Below are 21,233 nucleotides of genomic sequence, written 5' to 3' on the forward strand. Positions count from 1 at the left end.
CAGTGCTGCAAAAGCGCTTCACGCAGCCTCTGCGGGAGCGCCACTTTGGTTGGCTGCTGCGTCGTTGTTTGAGTCACCTTGTGTTGACTCAGCTTCGCTATTTCCGTTGTCCGCTCCATCGCTTGGCGCATTGCCTGCTGAACCTGATACGGAATTTGATGCTGTTTCACTTGATGTTGCTCCATTTGGATCTCCAATACAGTATATGTTGACTTCTGGGATCGAGGAATAGATATTTGGCAGCATTTGAGCCTTTAAACCCTTGCTTATCTCTAGCAATGTGCCCTCTGGCTTCTCCACTGCCGTGAAGATGGTTCTAGCTTCCTTGCGATCAATTACAAAACCATGTGATGGGTATCCTGTTACAAGTTGGCCGAGTCCGCCTGCCCTCAAATTACCGCTTTTATCGTTAAGACGGTTTCCATATGCAAAAGCAATTTCCATCGCTCTTTGCATCTCAGCCAGTCGCATAGGGTCAATCTGAGCAAAAACGGGCTCGTAAAGCCCTGTTGTCAGCTTGGATGAGATATCCGAGGCCACCTTTGTTGAGAGTCCGGCATCGCGGGTAAGTTCAAGTAGATAGCCGCGAAATGCATTCATCGCCTGTGATTGCAAGTAGTTAACCGCCTGCAAAATATCTAGGCCCGAATTTCGGCCAACCACCTCATCACTTTTTTTCACCTGAACGTCGAGCGGCCCGAGCTCGCTCATGTCATCAAGGTAGAGCTTCTTGGCGCCAATTATTACCAAAGTACCCGCGCTCTTACATGAGCCAGGAATTAACGCGTCGAAACTTTCATAGGTGTGCTGTAGCGCACGGGCAATCCTAAACCCAGCATGCGGGTCTCCGCCAGGTGTAGATATGACTAGCAGAGCTTTGTCCGCCTTTTTTTGGGCTAGCAAATTGCAAATTGCCTCGTAGCCTTTGAGGTTGATTTCCCCAGCGTAGGTAATTATGTCGACGTTTGTCATGGCTGCAGTTTACTGGGCAGCACAAAAATTGCATACCAATATCGAGAAAACTGCAGTTTTGTAGAAAACTGACGCAAATTTCAGAGACGCCCCAGAATCCGAAAAGGGCGCTGGGGCATAGCGAGAAGCCCGCCACAACCTTAATCGTTTTGCCCATGCCTCACACCCTGCAGTGCGCTTGTGGGTCGTTTTGGTGGGGTGGCACGGTAAAGACGGGCTATCATGTTTTGAGAAACTCAGAAAACAGGGAATAGAACCCATGGCCACGGGGAACAGGCGGGGGAACAAAAATAAATCGAATTGAGGAAACCCAGTGTTTATGCGGCATACAAACAACACTTCGATTCCCTTCACCTCCAGTCGATAAATACCCAGACTAAACCGGTCTCTCCCCTTGGCTACGCGCCGTGGAAATCTGCCAGCTTGAAGCTCCCGGTTGGCCCGGCCATGATGGCGCCGCTGGCAGTCAGCTTCTTGATGGCCGCTGTCATGGACCCCAGGGGAATGCCGGTTGCCTGCCCAACCGCGGTCTGATTGATCACGGTAAATTTGTCGGCGTCCAGCAGGGTCTTCAAGTGCTGCAGCAGTCTGGCGGCGTTCCCGCCGAGTTCCACCGGGCTGGTTGCCGTGCCAGTGGGCTTGGCCGGGCGCGAGTTCGCCTTGGTCTTGAGCTTTCGGGTTTTCGATGTTGCGGTTTTTTTCTTTCGCTTGACCACCACATCGGTCGTCGTCAGGTCCTGTTGACGGCTCAAGGCCTGTCCCGCTACAGGCCCTTTTGGCGCGGCAAGAGCCGGTAGTTCCCGCACGCTGGGCTGGTCGTCGGCGATCAATTCTGAGGCGACGCGGAAGACCTTTTTGAGTTCCTCTTCGATCCCGCTCATCGTCTGCGAGAGTCGGGCCACCACCTTCCAGTTTTCAAACAACGCGTCATTGCCCAGGCCATAGGGGTTGGCGCTCATCGCGGCGTTCACACGCGCCGCATAGTCTTTGACTGCATTTTTGAGCTCGGTATCGGCCGCGTAGGCGGCGGAGCCAGCCTGTTGAATGGCTGACAGTGTTGCGCTGGAAAGTGACATGGGGGAAACCTCTGAGAGTGGGATGGTGATAGGAATTCGTGTTGGTCTACAAAGCTTTTTGCACGACCGCGCCCTTGAATAGATAAGGCAGGCTGGGTTGGCTGCGCTGCGTTGTCTCGTCCTTGTTTTCTACACTGATGGCGAGCTGGGACACGTCAACCAGCGCTTTGTCGTTGACTGGTAGTCGCAAGGTCTTGCCCTTGCTGGTCAAAATTCCCAGTGAGCGCGGCTGGCCGTCGGCGGCCAGCGCCCACAGTTGCATGCTGTCGGCGCGACCCTCGGTCACGTCATTAAGGCGCTGAATTTGCAGCGCCGCCTCTTTGGGGTCCAGCGTGATCAACATGGCGGGGGCCTGGCTGTCGTCCAGTAGCACCGCAATGTATTTGATCTGCGCGGTGCTTTGCAGCTGGGTTTGCAGATGATGAATCTGCGCCTTGAACTGCTCAAACATGCTCACGCCCGTGGCGGTGGCGATGGCGATGACCAGCAGGCAAGCAATGGTGGCCGCACGCCACCATGCGCCATGGCCGCGCGGCGCTTGGGCTTGCGTGGAATCAAGCATGAATGTCCTTGGTGGGGTGAAACAAAAAACTGCGGTTTGAAGCTGTCAATCTGTTTATCCTAACGCAAAAAATAGTGACGTCCGTGGCGGTCTTTTTCGTGGTGGGAGGGCGTCGAATCGGAGCGGCAAATTGCCGCCGATTCAATGGCGACGACAGTATGGTGAAGCATTTGGCCGCAATTTGGTCGCATTGGCTCCGGGCTTCTCAAGCGAGTTTTGATCTGGGTCAAAAGAGCAGTTCAAAAGGCCGCTAGCATGCACTATTGGAGACCGTCATGTTTGATCAACCTATTAAAAGCATCATGGAGCGCAAGAAGTTTCTGACTGCGCCACCAGAAACCACTGTCAGCGACGCCGCCAGGTTGATGGCCGACCGCAATGTTGGCGCCGTCCTGGTGGTTGCCGACGATCATCTGCTTGGGATTTTTACGGAACGCGATGCGGTCTTTCGCGTGATTGCGAAAGGACGCGATGCCAACACCACGCAGCTCACCGAGGTCATGACAGTCGACCCCAAAACGCTGGAGCCGGGCAAGACCTATGGACACGCACTGCTGATCATGCAGGAAAACGGTTTCCGTCATGTGCCTGTGGTGGAGAATGGCCGCCCGGTGGGCATCATCTCGTCGCGCAATGCGATGGACCCGGACCTGGAAGAGTACGTCTTCGAAGCGCGGCGGCGCGAACACCTTCGCTAGCCGCCTCGGGCCAGCATCTATTTCACATTGCACTCACGGCGCAACAGGGTCAAGGCGTCCTGCAGTCCATAGTCCCGGTCGCTTTGCAGCGTGGGCTGTGCATCCAGCAAGAAGTCATTCCACAAGCGGGCATAGTCGCTCTGGTGCTGCGCCGGGGCATGCAGCGCCACGTACTGGCTGGCCAGGTCGGGTTTGAGGCCGGTTTTTCGGATCTTGCGAATCAACGCGGTGGCGTTTTTTTCAGTCAGCAGGGTTTTCGGGGCGGTCTCAGTGGCCACACACAAGAACAGGGTGAGCAATGAGCTGTCGTCGCTGTGCCCACCGGTGACCTTGTGCCAGGCCAGCGACGCCGAGCGGTCATAGTGGTCGACTTCGCTCAAGCTGTCTTCGACCCAAAAGTACCGACCCACAAAGGCGGGCGTTTGGTTAAACAGCTTTCTGACGGGAACTTTGGCGTCCAGAATTTTTGGCAAATCAGCCGCTACCGACTGCTGTACTTTTTGTAGCACGGCTTTGAAATGGATCGGCAGCCTGGCCGGCATGGCGATTGGGAACAGGCTGCTCGCGTCAGCAGCCGCCTCATACTTTTTGCGCAGCGCCAGCACCATCTTTTCAAACCCGACCCAATCGGGCATCGTGCGGCGTCGGCAGGCCAGCGTCAGCAGCGCGGTGCGGATCACGGCCTCGGCATCCGGGCTGGCGTCTTCCAGTTCGTCGGCCTCCATGCCCAGTGCGCCCGCCAACCAGATGGCCGCGTCCATTGTCTGGGCCACCTGGCTGCGTTTGGCCAGCTCGGCCTGGTAGTCGCTCAGGCTGGCCAGCGACCATTTGGCCAGCAGCGGAATCTTGTCATCGCTGAAGCCGGCACGCTCATTCATTCCAAAGTGGCTGTTCTGGGGCATGGCCAGCAAGGCCTTGAGCAGGTCGGAGCCGCCCTTGGAGCGCGACAAAAATGAATGATCGCGCAGCGATTCGGCGGCCAGCCGCAAATCGCCGCCGCTGCTGTTTTCCAGATAGAGGCTGACCAGATTGATGATTCGATCTTTGGCTTTTTCAAGCTCCGGGCGCAAAAACTCAGTGCCAAAATAGCGCGCAATTTGCACCATGCCTTTGGGGGCATCGTTGTCAATGGCATCCAGCTTTTGCTGGTCGATGATGCCGTGTTGCACGCCGAACACCAGCGCCTTTTCAAAAAACGGGCGCGTGTCGTAGAGCGAGACGGATGACGCTGGGGCGAGGGACGCGGCAGCGCCAGGAGACTTGGGCATGGTGACGCAATGCGCTGGGTTTTTGTGGCCGTTAGATGGCGGACTCTTCATCGGACTCAAGTGCTGCCGGCGTGGCTTTGCCGCGGTCGGTGTCGCCCGTTTCGACCTTGCCATCATCCTCCGGTGTTTCTTCTTCCTCGCTGAGTCCGGCCTCAAACGCACGTGCTTTGGCGCGCAGCACCAGCAGCATTTCAATGAACAGGTCGGGGCACCGATAGCGCAGGATCCAGGCCAGCTCCATCCAGTCCTGGTCGGCCACTTCATCCTGTTCGATGCGCGGGGGCACGTAGGCCGAGCCCAGCAGTGCGGTCTCGGACAGCATCTGGCCATCGTCGTCGACGGCATCAAAGGTGCCGGTGCGGGCAAAGGCCTCGATGCGGCTCCACTTTTCTTCAAAATAGTCGGCCAGCGCCTCGGCACCACCTTCGAGGTCGCCCATGGCCGTCAAAAACTCAAGTGGATCTGAGCCATCCCTGAAGATGATCGAGTTGACCATGCCGCGCAGGTGGGTACGGGTCAGGTCCTTGTATTGCTTTTCAATCACCACCGCGTGGGCAAACTGCTTTGGCGTCACCAGCAGGTTGATGACAGACTCGCGCGAGTTGTCGTATTCGCGGATCACCGCCAGGATGTCTTTGGGCGGCAGTTGCTCCAGCACCAGCATCAGCGCTGAATCGCCCTCGGTGTCGGCCAGCTCGACCAGGGCGGACTCGGCGCCAACGATGTCGCCCGCTGCTATCAGGCTTTGGGTTTTGGTGATGAGGGCAAGGTGGTTCATATTTATTTGACTTAATCTTTGCGGTCGAAGCCCTGCTCGACCATCCAGTCGGCGCCGGCTTCTTCGCGCGAACGGGCGTCGCTTTCTTCTTCGGCGTCCAACGGGTTCATTTCAGCCTCAAGGTCTTCATCCGCGTCCTCCTCAGGCTCATGGATGTGGGCGGGCGCTGTGCTGGGCTTGTGGTGCATGTATTCCAAACCGGCGGCAACGGTCAAAAACCAGTCGCCCACGGGCTCTTTGCGGATGACCTGGATCAAGTCTTGCGCCCAAGGCGCCGGCTGAATCGCGTCGCTCAGGCTGTCCCAGTCGGGGAAATCCTCCGGCGCCAGGCTCAAGAGATGTTCCATCATCGCAGGCGATTTGAAGGTAAAGCCCTGATGCAGGATCACCGCCACCATCTCGGGACTGAGCTCCATCATCTGCAGCAGGAATTTCAGCTCCTTGCGTCGCTGGGTCAGGCGCTGGCGCATCACGTCACGGCCTTCGGAGTCAGACCTCAAGTCTTCCAGCTCGGCCTGGTAGGCCGAGCGCAGGTTGCGGAAAAAGGGCGAAATATTCATGGTCTTGGAGTCTTTATGTCTTGGACGTTGCGCAGCAACTGATCGAAATAATTGTGCCAAATCTCGCGTGCGGTATCGATCGGGCTGTCGAGCAGGTTGCGGCGCCGATTGTCGTCGTAAGCCTGGCGTTTGGCCGCATCGGAGAGCACCTCGTAAGCCTCTTGCACGGCACGAAAGCGCGCGGGGGCGCTTGCTGCCGCATTGCGGTCGGGGTGGTGCAGCGAGGCCTGTTGGCGAAAGGCTTTCTTGATGGCGGCCAGCGTCGCATCGCTGCGCAGGCCCAGAGTGGCGTAGTGGTCGGTCATGCGTGCTTTGAGGGTCTGAAGGCGCTCTGGTTCAGATGGCCGAGAGTTCTTCCCAGCGGGTCAGCGCCGCCAGCAGTTCCTCATCTATCGCCGCGTCGCGCGCATAAAGCTCGGTCGCGCGTGCCGGGTCTTTGGCATAGAGGTTGGCGTCGGTCAGGGTGGCGCGCAGGGCGGCCTGCTCCTGCTCCAGGACGTCAATTCTGGCCTGCAGCGTGTCAACTTCGCGCTGCGCCTTGTTGCTGAGTTTTTGCGCCGTCACGGTTTTCGTGTTGTCGCTGGACTTGGTGTTTTTTTGGCCTCTAGCCCCCGTCTGTTGTGCGTTGACTGCTATTGAAATAGTAGCGTTCTGAATCTCCTTGCTGCGTTTGGATTGCAGCAGCCAGTCCTGCACGCCACCCTCGTATTCGCGCCACAGCCCGTCGCCCTCAAAGGCAATGGTGCTGGTCACCACGTTGTCCAGGAAGGTGCGGTCATGGCTGACCAGAAACACGGTGCCCGCGTAGTTTTGCAGCAGTTCTTCCAGCAGTTCCAGCGTTTCAATGTCCAGATCGTTGGTCGGCTCATCGAGCACCAGCACATTGGCGGGACGGGCAAACAGGCGCGCCAGCAACAGCCGGTTGCGCTCGCCACCCGAGAGCGAGCGCACGGGCGAGTTGGCGCGTGCCGGTGAGAACAGAAAGTCGCCCAGGTAACTTTTGACGTGCTTGCGCTGGTTGCCAATTTCGATCCACTCGCTGCCCGGGCTGATGAAGTCCACCAGCGTGGCGTCGAGGTCGAGCGCGTTGCGCATCTGGTCAAAGTAGGCGACCTGCAGGTTGGTGCCCTGGCGAATCTTGCCGCTGTCCGGTACCAATTCGCCCAGAATGAGCTTGAGCAAGGTCGTCTTGCCCGCGCCATTGGGGCCGATCAAGCCGATTTTGTCGCCGCGCAAAATGGTGGCCGAAAAGTCCTTGATGATGACTTTGTCGCCGAAGGACAGGCTGGCCTGCGTCAACTCGGCCACCAGCTTGCCACTCACGGCGCCGGACGCCACGTCCATCTTGACCTTGCCAACGGCTTCGCGGTGCGCCTTGCGGCTGGCGCGCAGGTTTTCCAGGCGCACGATGCGGCTCTCGCTGCGGGTGCGCCGCGCTTCCACGCCCTTGCGGATCCAGATTTCTTCCTGCACCAGCAGCCGGTCGGCCTTGGCGCTGATGACCGCTTCCTGCGCCAGCTGATCTTCCTTGAGAATCTGATAGCGGGCGTAATTGCCGTCATAGGAACGCAAGATGCCGCGGTCCAGCTCAATGATGCGGGTCGCGACCCGGTCCAGAAAACTCCGGTCATGGGTGATGGCGACGACGCTGCCCTTGAAGCCGATCAGCAGGTCTTCCAGCCATTCGATCGAGTCCAGGTCGAGGTGATTGGTGGGTTCATCGAGCAGCAGCACGTCGGGCTCGGCCACGAGCGCCTGCGCCAGCGCCACCCGCTTTTTGGTGCCGCCGGAGAGCGTGCCGACGATGTCGTTTTCGTTCAGATGCAGGCGGTGCAGCGTCTCGGTGACGCGCTGCTCCCAGTTCCAGCCGCCCAGCGCTTCAATCTGGCTTTGCAGCGCATCAAGGTCGCCCACCCCCTCGCAATATTGATCAATCAGGGCGATAACCCCCGCGATACCTGCGCTAGCAGCTACAAAAACAGTAGCATCCTGGTCAAGCTGCGGCTCCTGCGCCACATACGCCAGGCGCAGGTTTTGCTGCAACTGCAAGACGCCGTCGTCGGCCTTTTCGAGCCCGGCCAGGATTTTCAAAAATGATGTTTTGCCCGTGCCGTTGCGCCCGATCAGGCCGACGCGTTCGCCCGTCTCCAGAGCAAAGTCGGTGTGATCGAGCAGGGGAACATGGCCGAAAGCCAGCTGCGCGTTGAGAAAGGTAATTAATGCCATAGGGGGAGGATTATCCTGCCCCCTGAATAACCTGGCTTAAACGTCTTTTGGGGGGCGCGCAAACTTGAGAATACGCGTGGCCAACAGGGTCTCGCAAAAAAAGCACAGCAGCGCCGCCAGGAAAAAAAGAACCCCCGACAGAAAACAGAAGGTTGCGACGCGATAAATCTGCAACTCTGTCGTTTCACCGAGAAACAGGACCACGATGGTCAGGCCGATCAAAATGGCGCAAAAGGTCAGCAGCGCAATGCAGGCGTTGACCAGCGCGCCGCGTTTGCGCAGGCGTGCCAGCTCGGTGTACTCCGCCGCCATGGGCTTGGCCGCCGGCGCCGCTTCGATCCGATCTTCCAGCAGGCGGGCGCGGTCGATGATGCGCGCCAGCCGCCCCGCCACCGCGCCAATCATGCCGGACACGGCGGTGAGCAGAAAGACCGGGGCGACGGCAAGCTGAATGCCATGCGAGATCGTGGCGAGATCAGTGGTGAAAAACATGGCGCTTCGCTTGTTTAGGCTGGGTTAGGGGCGGTGCCTGGATCGGCTGCAGGCTTGGCCGCAAAAACCTCATATTAACCGTGCGCATCGAGGATGGTGTGCGCCACTTCCGCGAAACCGGCGCCGCGTTCACTGCGGGTGATGTAGCGCGGATGGTGCGTCAGCTCGGCCGCAAAGCGCAGGATGTTGGCGACGCCGACGCTGTGCCTGAAGTGCTGAAACATCAATTGGTCGTTGGTGGAATCACCCACATACACCCATTGATCCAGTTCGGCATCCAGATCACGCCCGAACAATTCGCGCACGATCCAGCGCGCGCCCTCAAGCTTGTTGTGGCTGCCAAACCAGCCGTTGATGTGGATGCTGCTCACAGAAGCGTTCATGTCGGCGGCCCGCATGATGGCCACCACCCGGGCAATCTGGTCGGGCGGCAGGTGGGCAAATTCGCTGTGGTCAATGGCGATGTCGGTCTTGCGGCCGGGCGAGTCCTGCGACAGCCTGGCGCCGGGTACGTCGTGCAGCACCTGGGCTGCAACTTGCTGCAGACGGGTGAAGTTGCTGGCCCGCGCGGCGTCTGAATGTTGATATAGTTTTGATAGCTTCATACGCTTATTCCACGGGGGCTGCAGGCTGATTTGGCATAAATGATCGGTGGCAAAGGCGACCGCGCCGTTTTCTGCCACGATGGCATCCACCGGCCAGGGTGCGATGGCGCGCGCCGGGTCGCCATTGGCAAACGGCTCACACCAGCCAATCGGCCGCCCGGTGATGGGGATCACATGCAAGCCGGCCGCTTTCAAACGGGTCAGCGCCTGCAGCGCATCTGGTGTGATGGCCCCGTCTGTCGTTAGCGTGTCATCGATGTCGGTGAAGACGCCAATGAGCTGGCGGCGGTCTTGTGGGGGCCAGGAAGCAAGCGCCTTCATGGTTCGCTCGTCGCTTGCCCCTGCGTCAAGCTGCGCTTTGCAGCGCCAAGCCGGCGTGCTCGCGCAGCGGGTGAAAGTGGATTTTCGGAAAACGTTCCTGCGCCAGGCGCACGTCGTAGGGGCTGGTGCACAAGTAGGCCAGCGTGTCGGCGGCGTCACGCGCCATGCGCTGCGGGTAGGCGTGGACAAATTCTTTCAGCTCTGCCGGGGAGTCGGCGGTGATCCAGCGCGCGCCGGTGTACTGGCTTGCTTCCAGGCGGATGTCGGCATCGTATTCACCCTTGAGGCGGTGCTGCACCACTTCAAACTGCAATTGGCCAATGGCCCCTAACAGCATGTTGCCGCCCATCTCGGGTCTGAACACCTGAATGGCGCCTTCCTCACCGAGCTGCGCCAGTCCCTGCTGCAATTGTTTGGTGCGCAGCGGGTTTTTCAGCACCACGGTCATGAACATCTCGGGCGCAAAAAACGGCAAACCCGTGAACAGCAGGTTGACGGAACCATCGGTGATGGTGTCGCCCAGTTGCACGCCGCCGTGGGTGGTAAAGCCCACGATGTCTCCGGCGTAGGCTTCTTCGACCGCCTCGCGGCGTTGGCTCATGAAGGTCACCACGCTGGTCGGGCGCAGTTCCTTGCCGGTGCGCATGACCTTGAGCTTCATGCCCGGCGAGTACTTGCCCGAGGCGATGCGCACGAACGCAATGCGGTCGCGGTGGTTGGCATCCATATTGGCCTGCACCTTGAACACCACGCCGGAGAACGCATCGTCTTCGGGTTGCACTTGCTTGATGACGGGCTGTTTGTTGACGATGAAGGAACTGGTGCGCGGACCCGGCGACGGTGCCAGGTCCACCAGGGCGTCCAGCACTTCCATCACGCCAAAGTTGTTCACGCCGGAGCCAAAAAACACCGGGGTTTGTTTGCCGGCCAGAAAAGCTTCGCGGTCAAAGGTGGGGGAGGCCCCGGTGGCCAGTTCCATGCTCTCCAGCGCCGTGTCCCATTCATGACCAAAGCGCTTTTGCAGCGCAGCGGGGTCGGACAGTGGCATGGCGTCAAAGTCGTGCGGCAAGCGCTCGCTGCCCGATTCGAACACCGTCATGACTTGCGTGCGCAGGTTGATGATGCCGGCAAAGGTTTTGCCCTGGCCCACCGGCCAGGTCATCGGCACGCAGGGCATGCCGAGTTCGCGCTCGACTTCGTCCAGTATGTCCAGTGGATCGCGCACTTCGCGGTCCATCTTGTTGATGAAGGTGATGATGGGGGTGTCGCGCTGGCGGCAGACCTCGATCAGGCGGCGGGTTTGCGACTCGACCCCGTTGGCCGCGTCAATCACCATCAGCGCCGAATCGACCGCCGTCAGCACGCGGTACGTGTCCTCCGAGAAGTCTTTGTGGCCGGGCGTGTCGAGCAGGTTGATGACATGGTCGCGGTAGACCATTTGCATCACGCTGGAGGCTACTGAGATGCCGCGCTGCTTCTCGATTTCCATCCAGTCGCTGGTGGCGTGGCGCGTGGCCTTGCGCGCTTTCACCGAGCCGGCGATCTGGATCGCGCCCGAGAACAGCAACAGCTTTTCGGTCAGCGTGGTCTTGCCCGCGTCGGGGTGGGAAATGATGGCAAAGGTGCGGCGGCGGCGGGTTTCAGCGGTGTAGGACACAAGAATTCCAGAAATGGGTCAGAGCGCGCGCATCCTGCGTCAGAACCCGGCGATAGCCCGGTCTGCCATGCGGCGCGGCGCATGCGGGCGAGTGCCCGGATGCGTCTGATTTTACCGGAGGTGGCTGAGGCTAGCCGCCCTCGGCGTGGCGTGCCCACATTTTCCGCATGCCACCGTCGCCAGTGACCATATAGGGGCAGTCTTCAAGCGCTCAGCCGAGCAAATCCAGCAGGCTGCGTGCGATGACCTGGGTGGCGCGGCGCAGGTCCTGCAAATCGAGGTTCTCATCGGCACGCTTGGCGTTGGACTCCAGCACCGTGCGCGGGCCGGCGCCATAAATGACACCGGGAATGCCAGCCTCGCAGAAGATCCGCACATCGGTATAGAGCGGCGTGCCCAGCGCGGGAATCGGTTCGCCAAACACCTCGCTGGCATGTTTTTGCAGGGCTTGCACCAGCGGCTTGTTTCCCGGCAGCGGCTTCAATGCATGGGCCAGCAGAATGCGCTTGACCTCCACGGTGATGCCTGGGGTTTGCGCTGCGGCATCGGCAATCAGCTGGCGGATATTGGCTTCCACTTCGGCCGGGCTTTCCTCGGGGATCATGCGGCGGTCAAGCTTGAGAGTCACGCGTCCCGGCACCACATTGGTGTTCGTGCCGCCTTCAATGCTGCCGAAGTTCAGGTAGGGGTGCTTGATGCCTGCTACGTTTGAAGTGATCTGCTTGTACAGCGTGTTTTGCGCATACAGCGCGGTCAGGATTTTGTTGGCACCTTGCAGCGCGTCAATGCCGGTTTCGGGAATGGCCGCGTGCGCCATCTTGCCGTGTACCGTGACTTGCATTTGGAGACAACCGTTGTGTGCCGTCACCACTTGGTAGCTGAAACCCGCTGCAATCATCAGGTCGGGTTTGGTGAGCTTGTTTTGCAGCAACCAGGCCGGGCCCACTTCACCACCAAACTCTTCGTCGTAGGTAAACAGCAGTTCCACATTGCCATGCAGGGCGATGCCCAGCGATTCCAGCGCACGCACGGCAAAGGCGTAAGTGGAGAAATCGCACTTGCTCACCGCCGCGGCGCGGCCGTAAATTTTGCCGTTTTCAATCTCACCTCCGTAGGGCTTGTGCACCCAGCCTTCACCGGGAGGCACTACATCGCCGTGGGCGTTGAGCGCGATGGTGCGGCCTGCGCCGTAGGGGCGGCGCACGACCAGGTTGGTGATGGTTTGCAGACCCGCGGCCTTGACCAACTCGTGGGGAACGGCGTGGCGCTCGGTTGTCAGTCCCATGGCGTCGAGCAAGTCGGCAGCGCGCTCGGCGTGTGGTGTGTTATTGCCCGGAGGGGTATCGGTGGGAACCTGAATGAGTTGCTGCAGGAACTTCACCTGCTCGTCAAAGTGCGCGTCAATCCAGGCGTCGAGTTGTTCGTAGTGGTTCATGGGTGTTCCAGTCAAAAGTACAGGGCTGAGGGCACAGGCCTCAGCTTAGCTCTTGCGCCTGAGAGTTGAGAAGGTGTTCAAACGCTTGCACGGCAAGCTGCATGTCGTCGCTGCTGCTGGACTCCAACGGGTTGTGGCTGATGCCTGCGTTCTCACCGCGTACAAACAGCATGGCCTGGGGCAGAAGGTCGTGCAGCTTCATGGCGTCATGGCCCGCGCCGCTGGGCATGCGGTGCAGCGGCAGGCCCAGCGCTGCGACCGCGGCTTCCCAGCGTTGCTGCCAGGCGGGAGCGCTGGGGGCGGCGCTGGCACGCAGGGTCTCGGTCAGGTGGTAATGCAGGCCGCGTGCCTTGGTTATCTGCTCAATTTTTGCCAGCACATCGCTGACCAAGGCATCGCGTTGCGCATTGGTGGGTGCGCGCAAGTCCAGCGAGAACTGGCAGCGCCCGGGCACCACATTGATGGAGCCGCCAGGCACATTCAGGATGCCTACGGTGCCCACTGAATCGCCATCGGCAGCCGCACGGCTTTCGACATGGAGCATCAGCTCGGCGACACCTGCAGCCGCATCGCGGCGACAGTGCATTGGCGTGGTTCCGGCATGGCTGGCCATGCCCAGCATTTCGCCGGTATAGCGCACGCAGGCGTTGATGGAGGTGACGATGCCCAGCGGCAAGTTCAACTCGTTCAGCACCGGCCCTTGCTCGATATGCACTTCCACAAAGCCCATGTAGTCAGAGGCGATGCGCTTGAGCTTGGGGATGTCGTCAATGCAGAGCCCCGCATGTTCCATGGCCTGGCGCATGCTGATGCCCTCGGCATCCACCTGATCGAGCCAATCGGGCTTGAAGTCACCGGTGAGCGCGCCGGAGCCGAGAAAAGTGGCTTGGTAGCGCTGGCCCTCTTCTTCAGCAAAGGCAATGATTTCCAGATCGAAGGGCAGGCGCTTGTTGGCTCTTTTAAGCCGTTGCACGCAAGCCAGCGGCACATAGATACCCAGGCGTCCGTCATACTTGCCTCCATTGCGCACGGTGTCGTAGTGGCTGCCGGTCATCAGGGCCTTGGGGTTTTCGCCCGTGCCCTTGTAGCGCCCCACCACATTGCCGACAGCGTCGATATGCACGTCGTCGCACCCGGCCTCACGCATGTTGTTGCTGATGCGCTGTGCGCAGGCGCGGTGGGCGTCGGTGAGGTAGGTGACGGTGAGTTGCCCCAGTTCGGCGTAGCCGGGGTCGCTGTACTGCGCCAGCGCTTCCTGCCAGTCCCATACCCTATTGCCGCGCTCAATCGACCTACCGAACTTGTCGTTGAGGCGAATCTCGGCAACGCGGTGCAGATTTCGCAAGCCTTCCTGAAACTCAGGGTCAGGGTGACCCTGCAGTCGCCGCTCAAAGGTGGCCATGATCTCGGCTCTTTGCAGTCCCAGACCGCGCGGCCCACCCAGTGCGAGGATGAAGGGAAAACCAAACCTGGCCTTGTAGTCGCTGTTGAGCTGCTGGATTTTTTCAAATTCAGCGGGCGTGCATGGCGTGAGGCCTGCTTTGTTCTGCATGTTGGTGGATTCGCCTGTGAGGCTTTTGTCCACCATGGCCTCGCCCGCCAGCTCGGGCTGGGCGCGCAGAAGTGCGAGTTGTGCGTCCTTGCCGGCATTCGTCACCACCTGGCAGAGCGCATATTTGAACTGCGCCAGCGACCGGAAGGGACGCTGCTGCAGGGCCGCGCGGGCAATCCAGGGGGCGTGCGCGTACAGGCCGGCGAGCATGGCGCAGACTTCGTCCAGCGGCGCTGCGTTGAGTTGGTCCAAAGTCAAGGGTGGCGTTGCCATGGCATGAATTTTCGATTGGCATCCACGGTCGCAGCCGACACTTTTCAGGATCAGTCGCGCAAGGCCGACAGAAACTGCCGCAGCTCGGGTGTCTGCGGGTGGTTAAAAATCTCGTCCGGCGTGCCCGCTTCGTGGATCAGCCCCTGGTGCATGAACACCACGCGGTCGCTGACCTTGCGGGCAAAGGCCATCTCATGGGTGACCAGAATCAGGGTCATGCCATCAACGGCCAGCATCTCCACCACCTGCAGCACTTCGCCCACCAGTTCCGGGTCCAGCGCCGACGTAATTTCATCGCACAGCAGCACGGTGGGTGCCATGGCCAGCGCACGGGCAATGGCCACGCGCTGCTGTTGCCCGCCCGAGAGCTGATCGGGCATGCGATCAAACAGGCTGCCTAATCCCACGCGCTCCAGCAGCGCTTGGGCACGTGCGCGCGCCTCCTCCTTGGGCAAGTCCTTGACCAGGGTCGGGGCCAGCATCACGTTGCGCCCGGCGCTCAGGTGCGGGAACAGGTTGAAGCTCTGGAAAATCATGCCCACCTGCTGGCGCAGCTCGCGCATGGCGTTGGCATCGCCGTGTTGCAGGGCCTGGCCGTCCACCGACAGGCTGCCGCGCTCGAATGTTTCGAGGCCGTTGATGCAGCGCAACAGCGTGCTCTTGCCTGAGCCGCTCTTGCCGATGATGCAGACCACTTCCTTGCGGCCCACCTGCAGGTCAATGCCCTTGAGCACTTCGGTGGGGCCATAACTTTTGTGCAGGCCACGGATGTCAACCAGCGCAAACGGAGGAGTTGAAGATTGAGTCATAGGTCAGGCCAGACGGCGGTTTTCCAGCCGCTGGCTCCACCACGACAGCGGGTAGCACAGGGCAAAGTACAAAAGGCCCACAAAGACGTAGGCCAGAAACGGTTGGTAGGTGGCGTTGGAGATCATCTGCCCGGCCTTGGTCAGCTCCACAAAGCCGATCACCGAGGCCAGCGCAGTCCCCTTGATGATCTGCACCAGAAAGCCCACCGTGGGCGCAATCGCCACGCGCCCGGCCTGGGGCAGGATCACGTAACGCATTTGCTGCGTAAAAGTCAGCGCCAGGCTGGTGGAGGCCTCCCACTGGCCTTTGTGAATGGCGTTGACACAACCACGCCAGATTTCGGTCAGGTAGGCGCTGGCATACAAGGTGAGGCAAATCGCCGCCGCCACCAGCGGCGAGGTGTCCAGGCCAGCCAAGGCCAGACCGAAGTAGACCAAAAAGAGCTGCATCAAGAGCGGCGTGCCCTGAAAGATTTGCACATACCAGGCCACCGCCGTGGCCGCGCCGCGCAGCTTGGTAAAGCGCAGCAAGAGCAGGCCCAGGCCGGCCAGGCCACCGCCCATGAAGGCCATCAGCGAGAGCGCCACCGTCCAGCGTAGCGCTCCCAGCAAAAAGGTGAAGATGTCCCAGAGAGAAAACTGAACCATGGTGATCCTCGTTAGTCGCCGCCGGGCCGCCCCAAGGCGACGACGGCCCCTTGGGGGCAGCGCAGTACGCGAAGCGACAAGCGTGGGGCCATGGTGCTAGCGGCTGGAAAAGATGAAGCGCGGCCCCAGCCAGTACAGCAACTGCCGCAGCGCAATGGCCAGCAGCAGGTAGATGCCGGTCACGATGATGTAGGACTCAAAACTGCGAAAGGTGCGGCTGGAAATCAGATTGGCCGCCTGCGAGAGTTCTTCCGCCGAGATTTGCCCACACACCGCCGAGCCCAGCATGACGATGATGATCTGGCTCACCAGCGCTGGCCAGATGCGCGCCAGTGCCGGGGGCAGCACCACGCGCGAGAAGGTCTGCCATGGTGTCAGCGCCAGGCTCATGGCCGCTTCCAACTGGCCCCTGGGGGTGGTCTGCAGCCCGGCGCGCACGATCTCGCACGCATAAGCCCCCAGGTTCAACACCATGGCCAACACGCTCGCCATTTCCACTGACAGGCGCAGCCCCAGCGAGGGCAGGCCAAAGAAGATGAAGAACAACTGGATGATGAAGGGCGTGTTGCGCACCAGTTCCACATAGGCACCCACCCCCCGTTTCAGCATCGGGCCGCCATGCAGCCGCGCCCAGGCGCAGGCCGTGCCCACCAGGGAGCCCAGCACCGCCGAGAAGGCGGTCAGCAGCACGGTCAGGCCCAGCCCACGCAAGAGCATGGGCCACTGGGCCAGCACGGTGCCAAAGTTGAATTCAATCATGGGAGTACCTCACACCCGCTCGTCCTGAGCCTGTCGAAGGATCGCAGGGCTTCGACCAGCTCAGCCCGAACGGCAAATGAACAGTATTGCCTTGAGGCTTACTCAGGCAACACACCCGTGCCGCGGCCCAGCCATTTTTGTGAGTATTTCTCCAGCGTACCGTCGGCCTTGGCTGCCAGCAGGATTTCGTTCACCTTGGCCATCAGCGCGGTTTCGCCCTTGCGCACACCGATGAAGTTGGGCGAGTCTTTCAGCAGCAGCTTGTATTCGGCCTGCACTTGCGGGTTCTTCTGCACCGCAGCCGCCGCCACGGCAGCGCCGGTAGCCAGCAACTGGGTTTGTTGCGAAATGAAGGCGGCCACCGTGGTGGAATCGTCTTCAAAGCGCTGGATCTTCAGCGTGGGCGGGGCCACCTTTTGCAGCACGTCGTCCTGAATGGTGCCGCGCGTCACGGCAATGCTCTTGCCCGCTAGGTCGTCAAAGCTCTTGATGCTCAGCGCCTTGGGGCCAAACACGGCCTGGAAGAACGGGGCGTAGGCCACGGTGAAGTCGATCACCTTCTCGCGCTCGGGGTTCTTGCCCAGGGCCGAGACGATCAGGTCAATCTTCTTGGTCTGCAGGTAGGGAATGCGGTTGGGTGTGCTCACCGGCACCAACTCGGCCTTCACACCCAGCTTGTCGGCAATCAGCTGCGCCGTGGCCACGTCCACACCGGTGAGCTTGAAGTCGGGACCCATGTAGCCATAGGGCGGAAAGTCGGAGGCCACGCCCAGCGCGATGGACTTTTTGGCCAGGATCGAAGTCAGCGAATCGTCCGCCGCATGGGCCGGTGTGGCCATGGACAAAACGGCGCTGGCAAACACACCAGCCAATGTAGAAAGCAGTTTGAATTTCATGGAGGGTTCCTGTTCAAGATAAGTGGGACACGCCAAGCCTTGCGCAAGATGTGTGCCACCTGTTTGGCCTGGCATTGCCCTTGCAAACAGATGGTGGACAATATGAAATATCTGTTTCTCAAGCATTAATTCATGAAAAATGTGTTTCTACTTGGTGCAAACGCCCCGTTTTGGGGAAGTCAGCACCAAAACCAACCGGCGGCCTTGTCATGACCCAGATCATCACCCTGCGCGAGCGCATCCAGGCCCACTACGAGGCGCTGTCCCTGGTGGACCGCAAGCTGGCCGACGTAGTGCTGGCCCATGAAAAAAACCTGCTGGCCTACAGTGCCACCGAGCTGGCGGCGCTGGCCGGTGTCTCCAAGGCCAGCACGGCGCGCTTCTTCAAGCGCCTGGGCTTTGCCGACTTTCTGGCCTTCCGCCAGCACCAGCGCCAGGGCGCGCCCCAGCCCTCACCCTTGGGTCGCGTGGCGCAGCAGGGCCTGCGCGCCAGCCCCTTGCAGCAGCACATTGCGCAAGATGCCCAGCAGTTGCAGGCGCTGGCTGAGAGCCTGAGTGATGCCAGCGTGCAGCAGGCGGCCAAGCTGCTGGTGGGTGCACGCCGCGTCTGGGTGGTGGGCTATCGCAACGGCTACATGGCCGCCTTCTACGCCCAGGCCCTGCTGTCGCAGTTGCGAACTGAGGTGCATCTGCTCAACGAGGGTTCGGGTGAAGATGCCGAACTGTTGGCAGAGATACAAAGTGGCGACGTGCTGCTGGCCATGGACTTTCGCCGCCGCACGCGCCGCCTGAGCCAGGTGGTGGGCATTGCCTGCGAGGCCGGTGCCGCGCTGGTGCTGGTCAGCGATGCGCGTGTCTCGGCGCTGGCGGCACGCGCCCAGGCCCTGTTCAGTTGCCCGCCGCAGGGTGAGGCCATTTTTGACTCCTATGTGGGAGTCATCAGCCTCATCAATTACCTGGCCACCGCCACGCTGGCCCACCTGCCCAAAAAAGCCCGCGCCCGCATGGCCGCCATCGAACAAGTCCATGCCCAACTGGACGACCTGGAACCCTCTCTTTAAACCAAAGCACGCCCATGCCACAACTTGCAAAACACCCGTTCACTCTGCTGTCCAATGCTCGCTTCCAGCAAGCCGAGCCTTATGGCGCACATCGCAGCACCCTGCTCAGCGCAAGCGCCCTGGCGCAGGCGCAAACCGTCATCAGCACTTGGCCGGGCTATGCCGTGACCCGCCTGTGCGCCTTGCCCCATCTGGCCAGCGAGGCAGGCGTGGCCAGCATCCACTACAAGGATGAAGCTGCCCGCTTTGACCTGGGCAGCTTCAAAGGGCTGGGCGGGGCCTATGCCGTGGCGCGCCTGCTGTGCCGCGAGCTGGGCCAGCGCCTGGGCCGCCCGGTGAGCCATGTCGAGCTTCAGAGTGATGCCGCGCTGCGCCAGTCCTGCGGCGACATCACCGTCACCTGCGCCACCGACGGCAACCATGGCCGCTCGGTCGCCTGGGGTGCGCAGATGCTGGGCTGCCGTTGCGTCATCTACATCCACGCCAGCGTGAGCGAGGGGCGCAAAGCGGCTATCGCCCGCTACGGCGCGCAGGTGTTGCGCACCAGCGGCAACTACGACGACTCGGTGCAGCAGGCCGACCGCGATGCCAAGGCCCATGGCTGGTTTGTGATCTCCGACACCTCTTACCCCGGCTACATGGACATTCCGCGTGACGTGATGCAGGGTTACCAACTCATGGTGCACGAGGCCGTGAGCGCCTTGCCGCAGTGGCCCACGCACGTGTTTGTGCAGGCCGGGGTCGGCGGCTTTGCGGCGGCGGTGTGCGCCTATTTCTGGGAGCGCAGCGCCGAGCAGCGCCCGGTGTTTGTGGTGGTGGAGCCCGAGCGTGCCGACTGCCTGCTGCAAAGCGCGCGCGCCGGTGAGGTGGTCGCGGTCAAGGGCGACTTGGACACGCTGATGGCCGGCCTGGCCTGTGGCGAAGTCTCCCTGCTGGCCTGGGACATTCTGGCCACCGGTGCCAATGCCTTTTGCACCATCCCCGATGCCGCCGCGGTTGATGCCATGCGCCTGCTGGCCGGCCCGCAAGGGGGTGACCCGGTCATCGTCGCCGGTGAGTCCGCCGTGGCGGGCCTGGCCGCAGCCCTGCTCAGCGCCCAAGACAGCACCGCCCGCGCGTCACTCGGCCTGGGGGTAGAGAGCCGCGTGCTGCTGTTTGGCAGCGAGGGCGACACCGACCCCGCCCTGTACCAGCAACTGGTGGGCCGAAGCGCCGCCCAGGTGCTGCAGGATGGGGCAGCGGCATGACCGCCCCACAGATCAACGGCCCACGCCTGCTGGCCAGCCTGCAGGCGCTGGGCCAGATCGGCGCGCTGCCCGCTGGCGGTGTCAACCGCCTGGCCCTGAGTGATGCCGACCGTGAGGGGCGCGACTGGACGGTGGCGCGCATGCGCGAGTTGGGCATGCGCGTCGACATCGATGCCATTGGCAACATCGTCGGCACCACCCCCGGCACCGAGGACATGCCCCCGGTGATGATGGGCTCACACATCGACACCGTGCGCACCGGCGGCCTGTATGACGGCAACTACGGCGTGCTGTCCGGCCTGGAAGTGGTGGCCACGCTGCGTGAGGTCGGCCTGCAAACCCGCCGCCCACTGGCTGTGGCCGTGTTCACCAACGAAGAAGGCGCACGCTTTCAGCCCGACATGATGGGCAGCCTGGTCTACGTGGGCGGCTTGCCCCTGTCAGACGCGCTAGCCACATGCGATGCGGATGGCGTAACCGTGCAGGCCGAGCTGCAACGCATCGGCTACCAGGGCACGGCTCCCGTGGGCGCGCCGCTGGTGGACAGCTATGTGGAGCTGCACATCGAGCAAGGCCCGGTGCTGGCGAAAATGGGTCTGCAAATCGGCGTGGTCGAAGGCGTGCAAGGCATCTCGTGGACCGAGTTCACGGTGGAAGGCCAGTCCAACCACGCCGGCACCACACCCATGGCGCTGCGCCACGATGCCGCGCTGGTCGCGGCACAGGTCGCGGTGTTTGTGCGCGAACTGAGCGCACGCCTGGGTGGTCGTCAACTGGCCACCGTGGGTGCGGTGCGGCTGAGCCCGAACCTGGTCAACGTCATCGCGCAAAAAGCCGTGTTCACCGTGGACCTGCGCAACACCGACAGCGCCGCGCTGGCGCAGGCTGAAAACGATTTACACACCTACGCCCAGCAGGCCGCGCAGGCTGAGGGCGTGCGCATCACCCACCGCACGCTGGCTCGCTTTGAGCCCGTGGCCTTTGACCCCATGGTGGTCAATCTCGTGGAGCAGCAGGCGCAGGCCCTGGGCGCAAGCCACCAGCGCATGCCCAGCGGAGCCGGGCACGACGCACAAATGCTGGCCCGCATCTGCCCCAGCGCCATGATCTTTGTGCCCAGCGTGGGCGGCCTGAGCCACAACGTGCGCGAGCACACCGAGCCGGCCGACCTGCAACGCGGCGCGCAGGTGCTGCTGCAGGTGGTGCTGGCGCTGGCCAACCGCCCTGCGTGATGGCGGCTATGTCCATGCCAACACCGTACCGTTCGGGCTGAGCCTGGCCTGTCGTGAGCTTGACGAACGATCGAAGCCAGCCTTCATTCAACTATTACCCATCTAC

General features: G+C 61.3%; 21 protein-coding genes. 4 read left to right on the forward strand and 17 right to left on the reverse strand.

The features are described from left to right. Positions 1-18 precede the first annotated feature (18 nt). From WA157_RS01870 to WA157_RS01880, 3 genes are all read right to left on the reverse strand, one after another. On the reverse strand, positions 19-972 hold the full coding sequence (locus tag WA157_RS01870; RefSeq protein WP_422619335.1) for an SDH family Clp fold serine proteinase: 954 nt from the start codon (positions 970-972) through the stop codon (positions 19-21). A gap of 398 nt (positions 973-1,370) precedes the next feature. Beyond that, on the reverse strand, positions 1,371-2,048 hold the full coding sequence (locus WA157_RS01875; RefSeq protein WP_422619336.1) for a hypothetical protein: 678 nt from the start codon (positions 2,046-2,048) through the stop codon (positions 1,371-1,373). A 46-nt stretch (positions 2,049-2,094) separates the two neighbouring features. Then, on the reverse strand, positions 2,095-2,610 hold the full coding sequence (locus WA157_RS01880; protein WP_422619337.1) for an anti-sigma factor domain-containing protein: 516 nt from the start codon (positions 2,608-2,610) through the stop codon (positions 2,095-2,097). Between the two features lie 275 nt (positions 2,611-2,885). On the opposite strand from WA157_RS01880, the gene WA157_RS01885 reads away from it, so the two are divergent. After that, positions 2,886-3,308 carry a cyclic nucleotide-binding/CBS domain-containing protein gene (locus WA157_RS01885; protein WP_422619338.1) on the forward strand — a complete coding sequence of 141 codons (423 nt, stop codon included), beginning with the start codon at positions 2,886-2,888 and terminating at the stop codon, positions 3,306-3,308. A gap of 17 nt (positions 3,309-3,325) precedes the next feature. Here WA157_RS01885 and WA157_RS01890 read toward each other — a convergent pair whose 3' ends face one another. From WA157_RS01890 to WA157_RS01955, 14 genes are all read right to left on the reverse strand, one after another. Then, complete coding sequence (locus tag WA157_RS01890; RefSeq protein WP_422619339.1) at positions 3,326-4,576, reverse strand: hypothetical protein; 1,251 nt, start codon at positions 4,574-4,576, stop codon at positions 3,326-3,328. Positions 4,577-4,607: 31 nt separating this feature from the next. Then, positions 4,608-5,354, reverse strand: a complete 747-nt coding sequence (locus tag WA157_RS01895) for a hypothetical protein (protein WP_011462963.1) — start codon at positions 5,352-5,354, stop codon at positions 4,608-4,610. Positions 5,355-5,365: 11 nt separating this feature from the next. Next, on the reverse strand, positions 5,366-5,914 hold the full coding sequence (locus WA157_RS01900; RefSeq protein ID WP_422619340.1) for a hypothetical protein: 549 nt from the start codon (positions 5,912-5,914) through the stop codon (positions 5,366-5,368). Beyond that, positions 5,911-6,219: a DnaJ domain-containing protein gene (locus WA157_RS01905; protein WP_422619341.1), complete on the reverse strand. Its 309-nt coding sequence runs from the start codon at positions 6,217-6,219 to the stop codon at positions 5,911-5,913. Before WA157_RS01905 ends, WA157_RS01900 begins: the two co-directional genes overlap by 4 nt. Positions 6,220-6,250: 31 nt before the next feature. Next, on the reverse strand, positions 6,251-8,140 hold the full coding sequence (locus tag WA157_RS01910) for an ATP-binding cassette domain-containing protein (RefSeq protein ID WP_422619342.1): 1,890 nt from the start codon (positions 8,138-8,140) through the stop codon (positions 6,251-6,253). A 36-nt stretch (positions 8,141-8,176) separates the two neighbouring features. After that, a complete protein-coding gene (locus tag WA157_RS01915; protein WP_422619343.1) occupies positions 8,177-8,632 on the reverse strand; it encodes a DUF2721 domain-containing protein in 456 nt (151 codons plus the stop codon). Positions 8,633-8,706: 74 nt separating this feature from the next. Further along, positions 8,707-9,558 carry an HAD-IIB family hydrolase gene (locus WA157_RS01920; protein WP_422619344.1) on the reverse strand — a complete coding sequence of 284 codons (852 nt, stop codon included), beginning with the start codon at positions 9,556-9,558 and terminating at the stop codon, positions 8,707-8,709. 25 nt (positions 9,559-9,583) lie between these two features. After that, complete coding sequence (locus WA157_RS01925) at positions 9,584-11,215, reverse strand: peptide chain release factor 3 (RefSeq protein WP_422619345.1); 1,632 nt, start codon at positions 11,213-11,215, stop codon at positions 9,584-9,586. 211 nt (positions 11,216-11,426) lie between these two features. Then, positions 11,427-12,650 (reverse strand): M20 family metallopeptidase, encoded by a 1,224-nt coding sequence (locus WA157_RS01930; RefSeq protein ID WP_422619346.1) that lies wholly within the window; start codon positions 12,648-12,650, stop codon positions 11,427-11,429. Positions 12,651-12,690: 40 nt separating this feature from the next. After that, positions 12,691-14,475, reverse strand: coding sequence for a 2-oxo-4-hydroxy-4-carboxy-5-ureidoimidazoline decarboxylase (gene uraD / locus WA157_RS01935; protein WP_422619347.1), 1,785 nt, complete (start codon positions 14,473-14,475; stop codon positions 12,691-12,693). A 50-nt stretch (positions 14,476-14,525) separates the two neighbouring features. Next, positions 14,526-15,284: an amino acid ABC transporter ATP-binding protein gene (locus tag WA157_RS01940; RefSeq protein ID WP_422619348.1), complete on the reverse strand. Its 759-nt coding sequence runs from the start codon at positions 15,282-15,284 to the stop codon at positions 14,526-14,528. Between the two features lie 3 nt (positions 15,285-15,287). Then, the gene (locus WA157_RS01945; protein WP_422619349.1) at positions 15,288-15,932 is read right to left on the reverse strand and encodes an amino acid ABC transporter permease; all 645 of its coding nucleotides are present in this window, start codon (positions 15,930-15,932) and stop codon (positions 15,288-15,290) included. A gap of 96 nt (positions 15,933-16,028) precedes the next feature. Next, the gene (locus tag WA157_RS01950; RefSeq protein WP_422619350.1) at positions 16,029-16,691 is read right to left on the reverse strand and encodes an amino acid ABC transporter permease; all 663 of its coding nucleotides are present in this window, start codon (positions 16,689-16,691) and stop codon (positions 16,029-16,031) included. Positions 16,692-16,789: 98 nt separating this feature from the next. Continuing rightward, a complete protein-coding gene (locus tag WA157_RS01955; RefSeq protein ID WP_422619351.1) occupies positions 16,790-17,587 on the reverse strand; it encodes a transporter substrate-binding domain-containing protein in 798 nt (265 codons plus the stop codon). A 209-nt stretch (positions 17,588-17,796) separates the two neighbouring features. On the opposite strand from WA157_RS01955, the gene WA157_RS01960 reads away from it, so the two are divergent. From WA157_RS01960 to WA157_RS01970, 3 genes are read left to right on the forward strand one after another with little or no spacing between them, the layout of a single operon-like run. Beyond that, positions 17,797-18,648 (forward strand): MurR/RpiR family transcriptional regulator, encoded by an 852-nt coding sequence (locus WA157_RS01960; RefSeq protein ID WP_422619352.1) that lies wholly within the window; start codon positions 17,797-17,799, stop codon positions 18,646-18,648. 14 nt (positions 18,649-18,662) lie between these two features. Continuing rightward, entirely contained in the window at positions 18,663-19,895 is a 1,233-nt protein-coding gene (locus WA157_RS01965) for a diaminopropionate ammonia-lyase (protein WP_422619353.1), read from the forward strand. After that, positions 19,892-21,127, forward strand: coding sequence for a Zn-dependent hydrolase (locus tag WA157_RS01970; RefSeq protein WP_422619354.1), 1,236 nt, complete (start codon positions 19,892-19,894; stop codon positions 21,125-21,127). The genes WA157_RS01965 and WA157_RS01970 overlap by 4 nt, the downstream gene beginning before the upstream one ends. Positions 21,128-21,233: the final 106 nt, after the last annotated feature.

Source organism: Rhodoferax ferrireducens (assembly GCF_049302455.1).
Taxonomy (GTDB): domain Bacteria; phylum Pseudomonadota; class Gammaproteobacteria; order Burkholderiales; family Burkholderiaceae_C; genus Rhodoferax; species Rhodoferax ferrireducens_B.

Coding starts and splice junctions, on each gene's coding strand:
- WA157_RS01870 (WP_422619335.1), bottom strand. CDS start 972: ATGACAAACGTCGACATAATTACCTACGCTGGGGAAATCAACCTCAAA.
- WA157_RS01905 (WP_422619341.1), bottom strand. CDS start 6,219: ATGACCGACCACTACGCCACTCTGGGCCTGCGCAGCGATGCGACGCTG.
- uraD (WP_422619347.1), bottom strand. CDS start 14,475: ATGGCAACGCCACCCTTGACTTTGGACCAACTCAACGCAGCGCCGCTG.
- WA157_RS01960 (WP_422619352.1), top strand. CDS start 17,797: ATGACCCAGATCATCACCCTGCGCGAGCGCATCCAGGCCCACTACGAG.
- WA157_RS01875 (WP_422619336.1), bottom strand. CDS start 2,048: ATGTCACTTTCCAGCGCAACACTGTCAGCCATTCAACAGGCTGGCTCC.
- WA157_RS01880 (WP_422619337.1), bottom strand. CDS start 2,610: ATGCTTGATTCCACGCAAGCCCAAGCGCCGCGCGGCCATGGCGCATGG.
- WA157_RS01920 (WP_422619344.1), bottom strand. CDS start 9,558: ATGAAGGCGCTTGCTTCCTGGCCCCCACAAGACCGCCGCCAGCTCATT.
- WA157_RS01945 (WP_422619349.1), bottom strand. CDS start 15,932: ATGGTTCAGTTTTCTCTCTGGGACATCTTCACCTTTTTGCTGGGAGCG.
- WA157_RS01965 (WP_422619353.1), top strand. CDS start 18,663: ATGCCACAACTTGCAAAACACCCGTTCACTCTGCTGTCCAATGCTCGC.
- WA157_RS01970 (WP_422619354.1), top strand. CDS start 19,892: ATGACCGCCCCACAGATCAACGGCCCACGCCTGCTGGCCAGCCTGCAG.
- WA157_RS01895 (WP_011462963.1), bottom strand. CDS start 5,354: ATGAACCACCTTGCCCTCATCACCAAAACCCAAAGCCTGATAGCAGCG.
- WA157_RS01890 (WP_422619339.1), bottom strand. CDS start 4,576: ATGCCCAAGTCTCCTGGCGCTGCCGCGTCCCTCGCCCCAGCGTCATCC.
- WA157_RS01930 (WP_422619346.1), bottom strand. CDS start 12,650: ATGAACCACTACGAACAACTCGACGCCTGGATTGACGCGCACTTTGAC.
- WA157_RS01915 (WP_422619343.1), bottom strand. CDS start 8,632: ATGTTTTTCACCACTGATCTCGCCACGATCTCGCATGGCATTCAGCTT.
- WA157_RS01950 (WP_422619350.1), bottom strand. CDS start 16,691: ATGATTGAATTCAACTTTGGCACCGTGCTGGCCCAGTGGCCCATGCTC.
- WA157_RS01955 (WP_422619351.1), bottom strand. CDS start 17,587: ATGAAATTCAAACTGCTTTCTACATTGGCTGGTGTGTTTGCCAGCGCC.
- WA157_RS01900 (WP_422619340.1), bottom strand. CDS start 5,914: ATGAATATTTCGCCCTTTTTCCGCAACCTGCGCTCGGCCTACCAGGCC.
- WA157_RS01940 (WP_422619348.1), bottom strand. CDS start 15,284: ATGACTCAATCTTCAACTCCTCCGTTTGCGCTGGTTGACATCCGTGGC.
- WA157_RS01910 (WP_422619342.1), bottom strand. CDS start 8,140: ATGGCATTAATTACCTTTCTCAACGCGCAGCTGGCTTTCGGCCATGTT.
- WA157_RS01885 (WP_422619338.1), top strand. CDS start 2,886: ATGTTTGATCAACCTATTAAAAGCATCATGGAGCGCAAGAAGTTTCTG.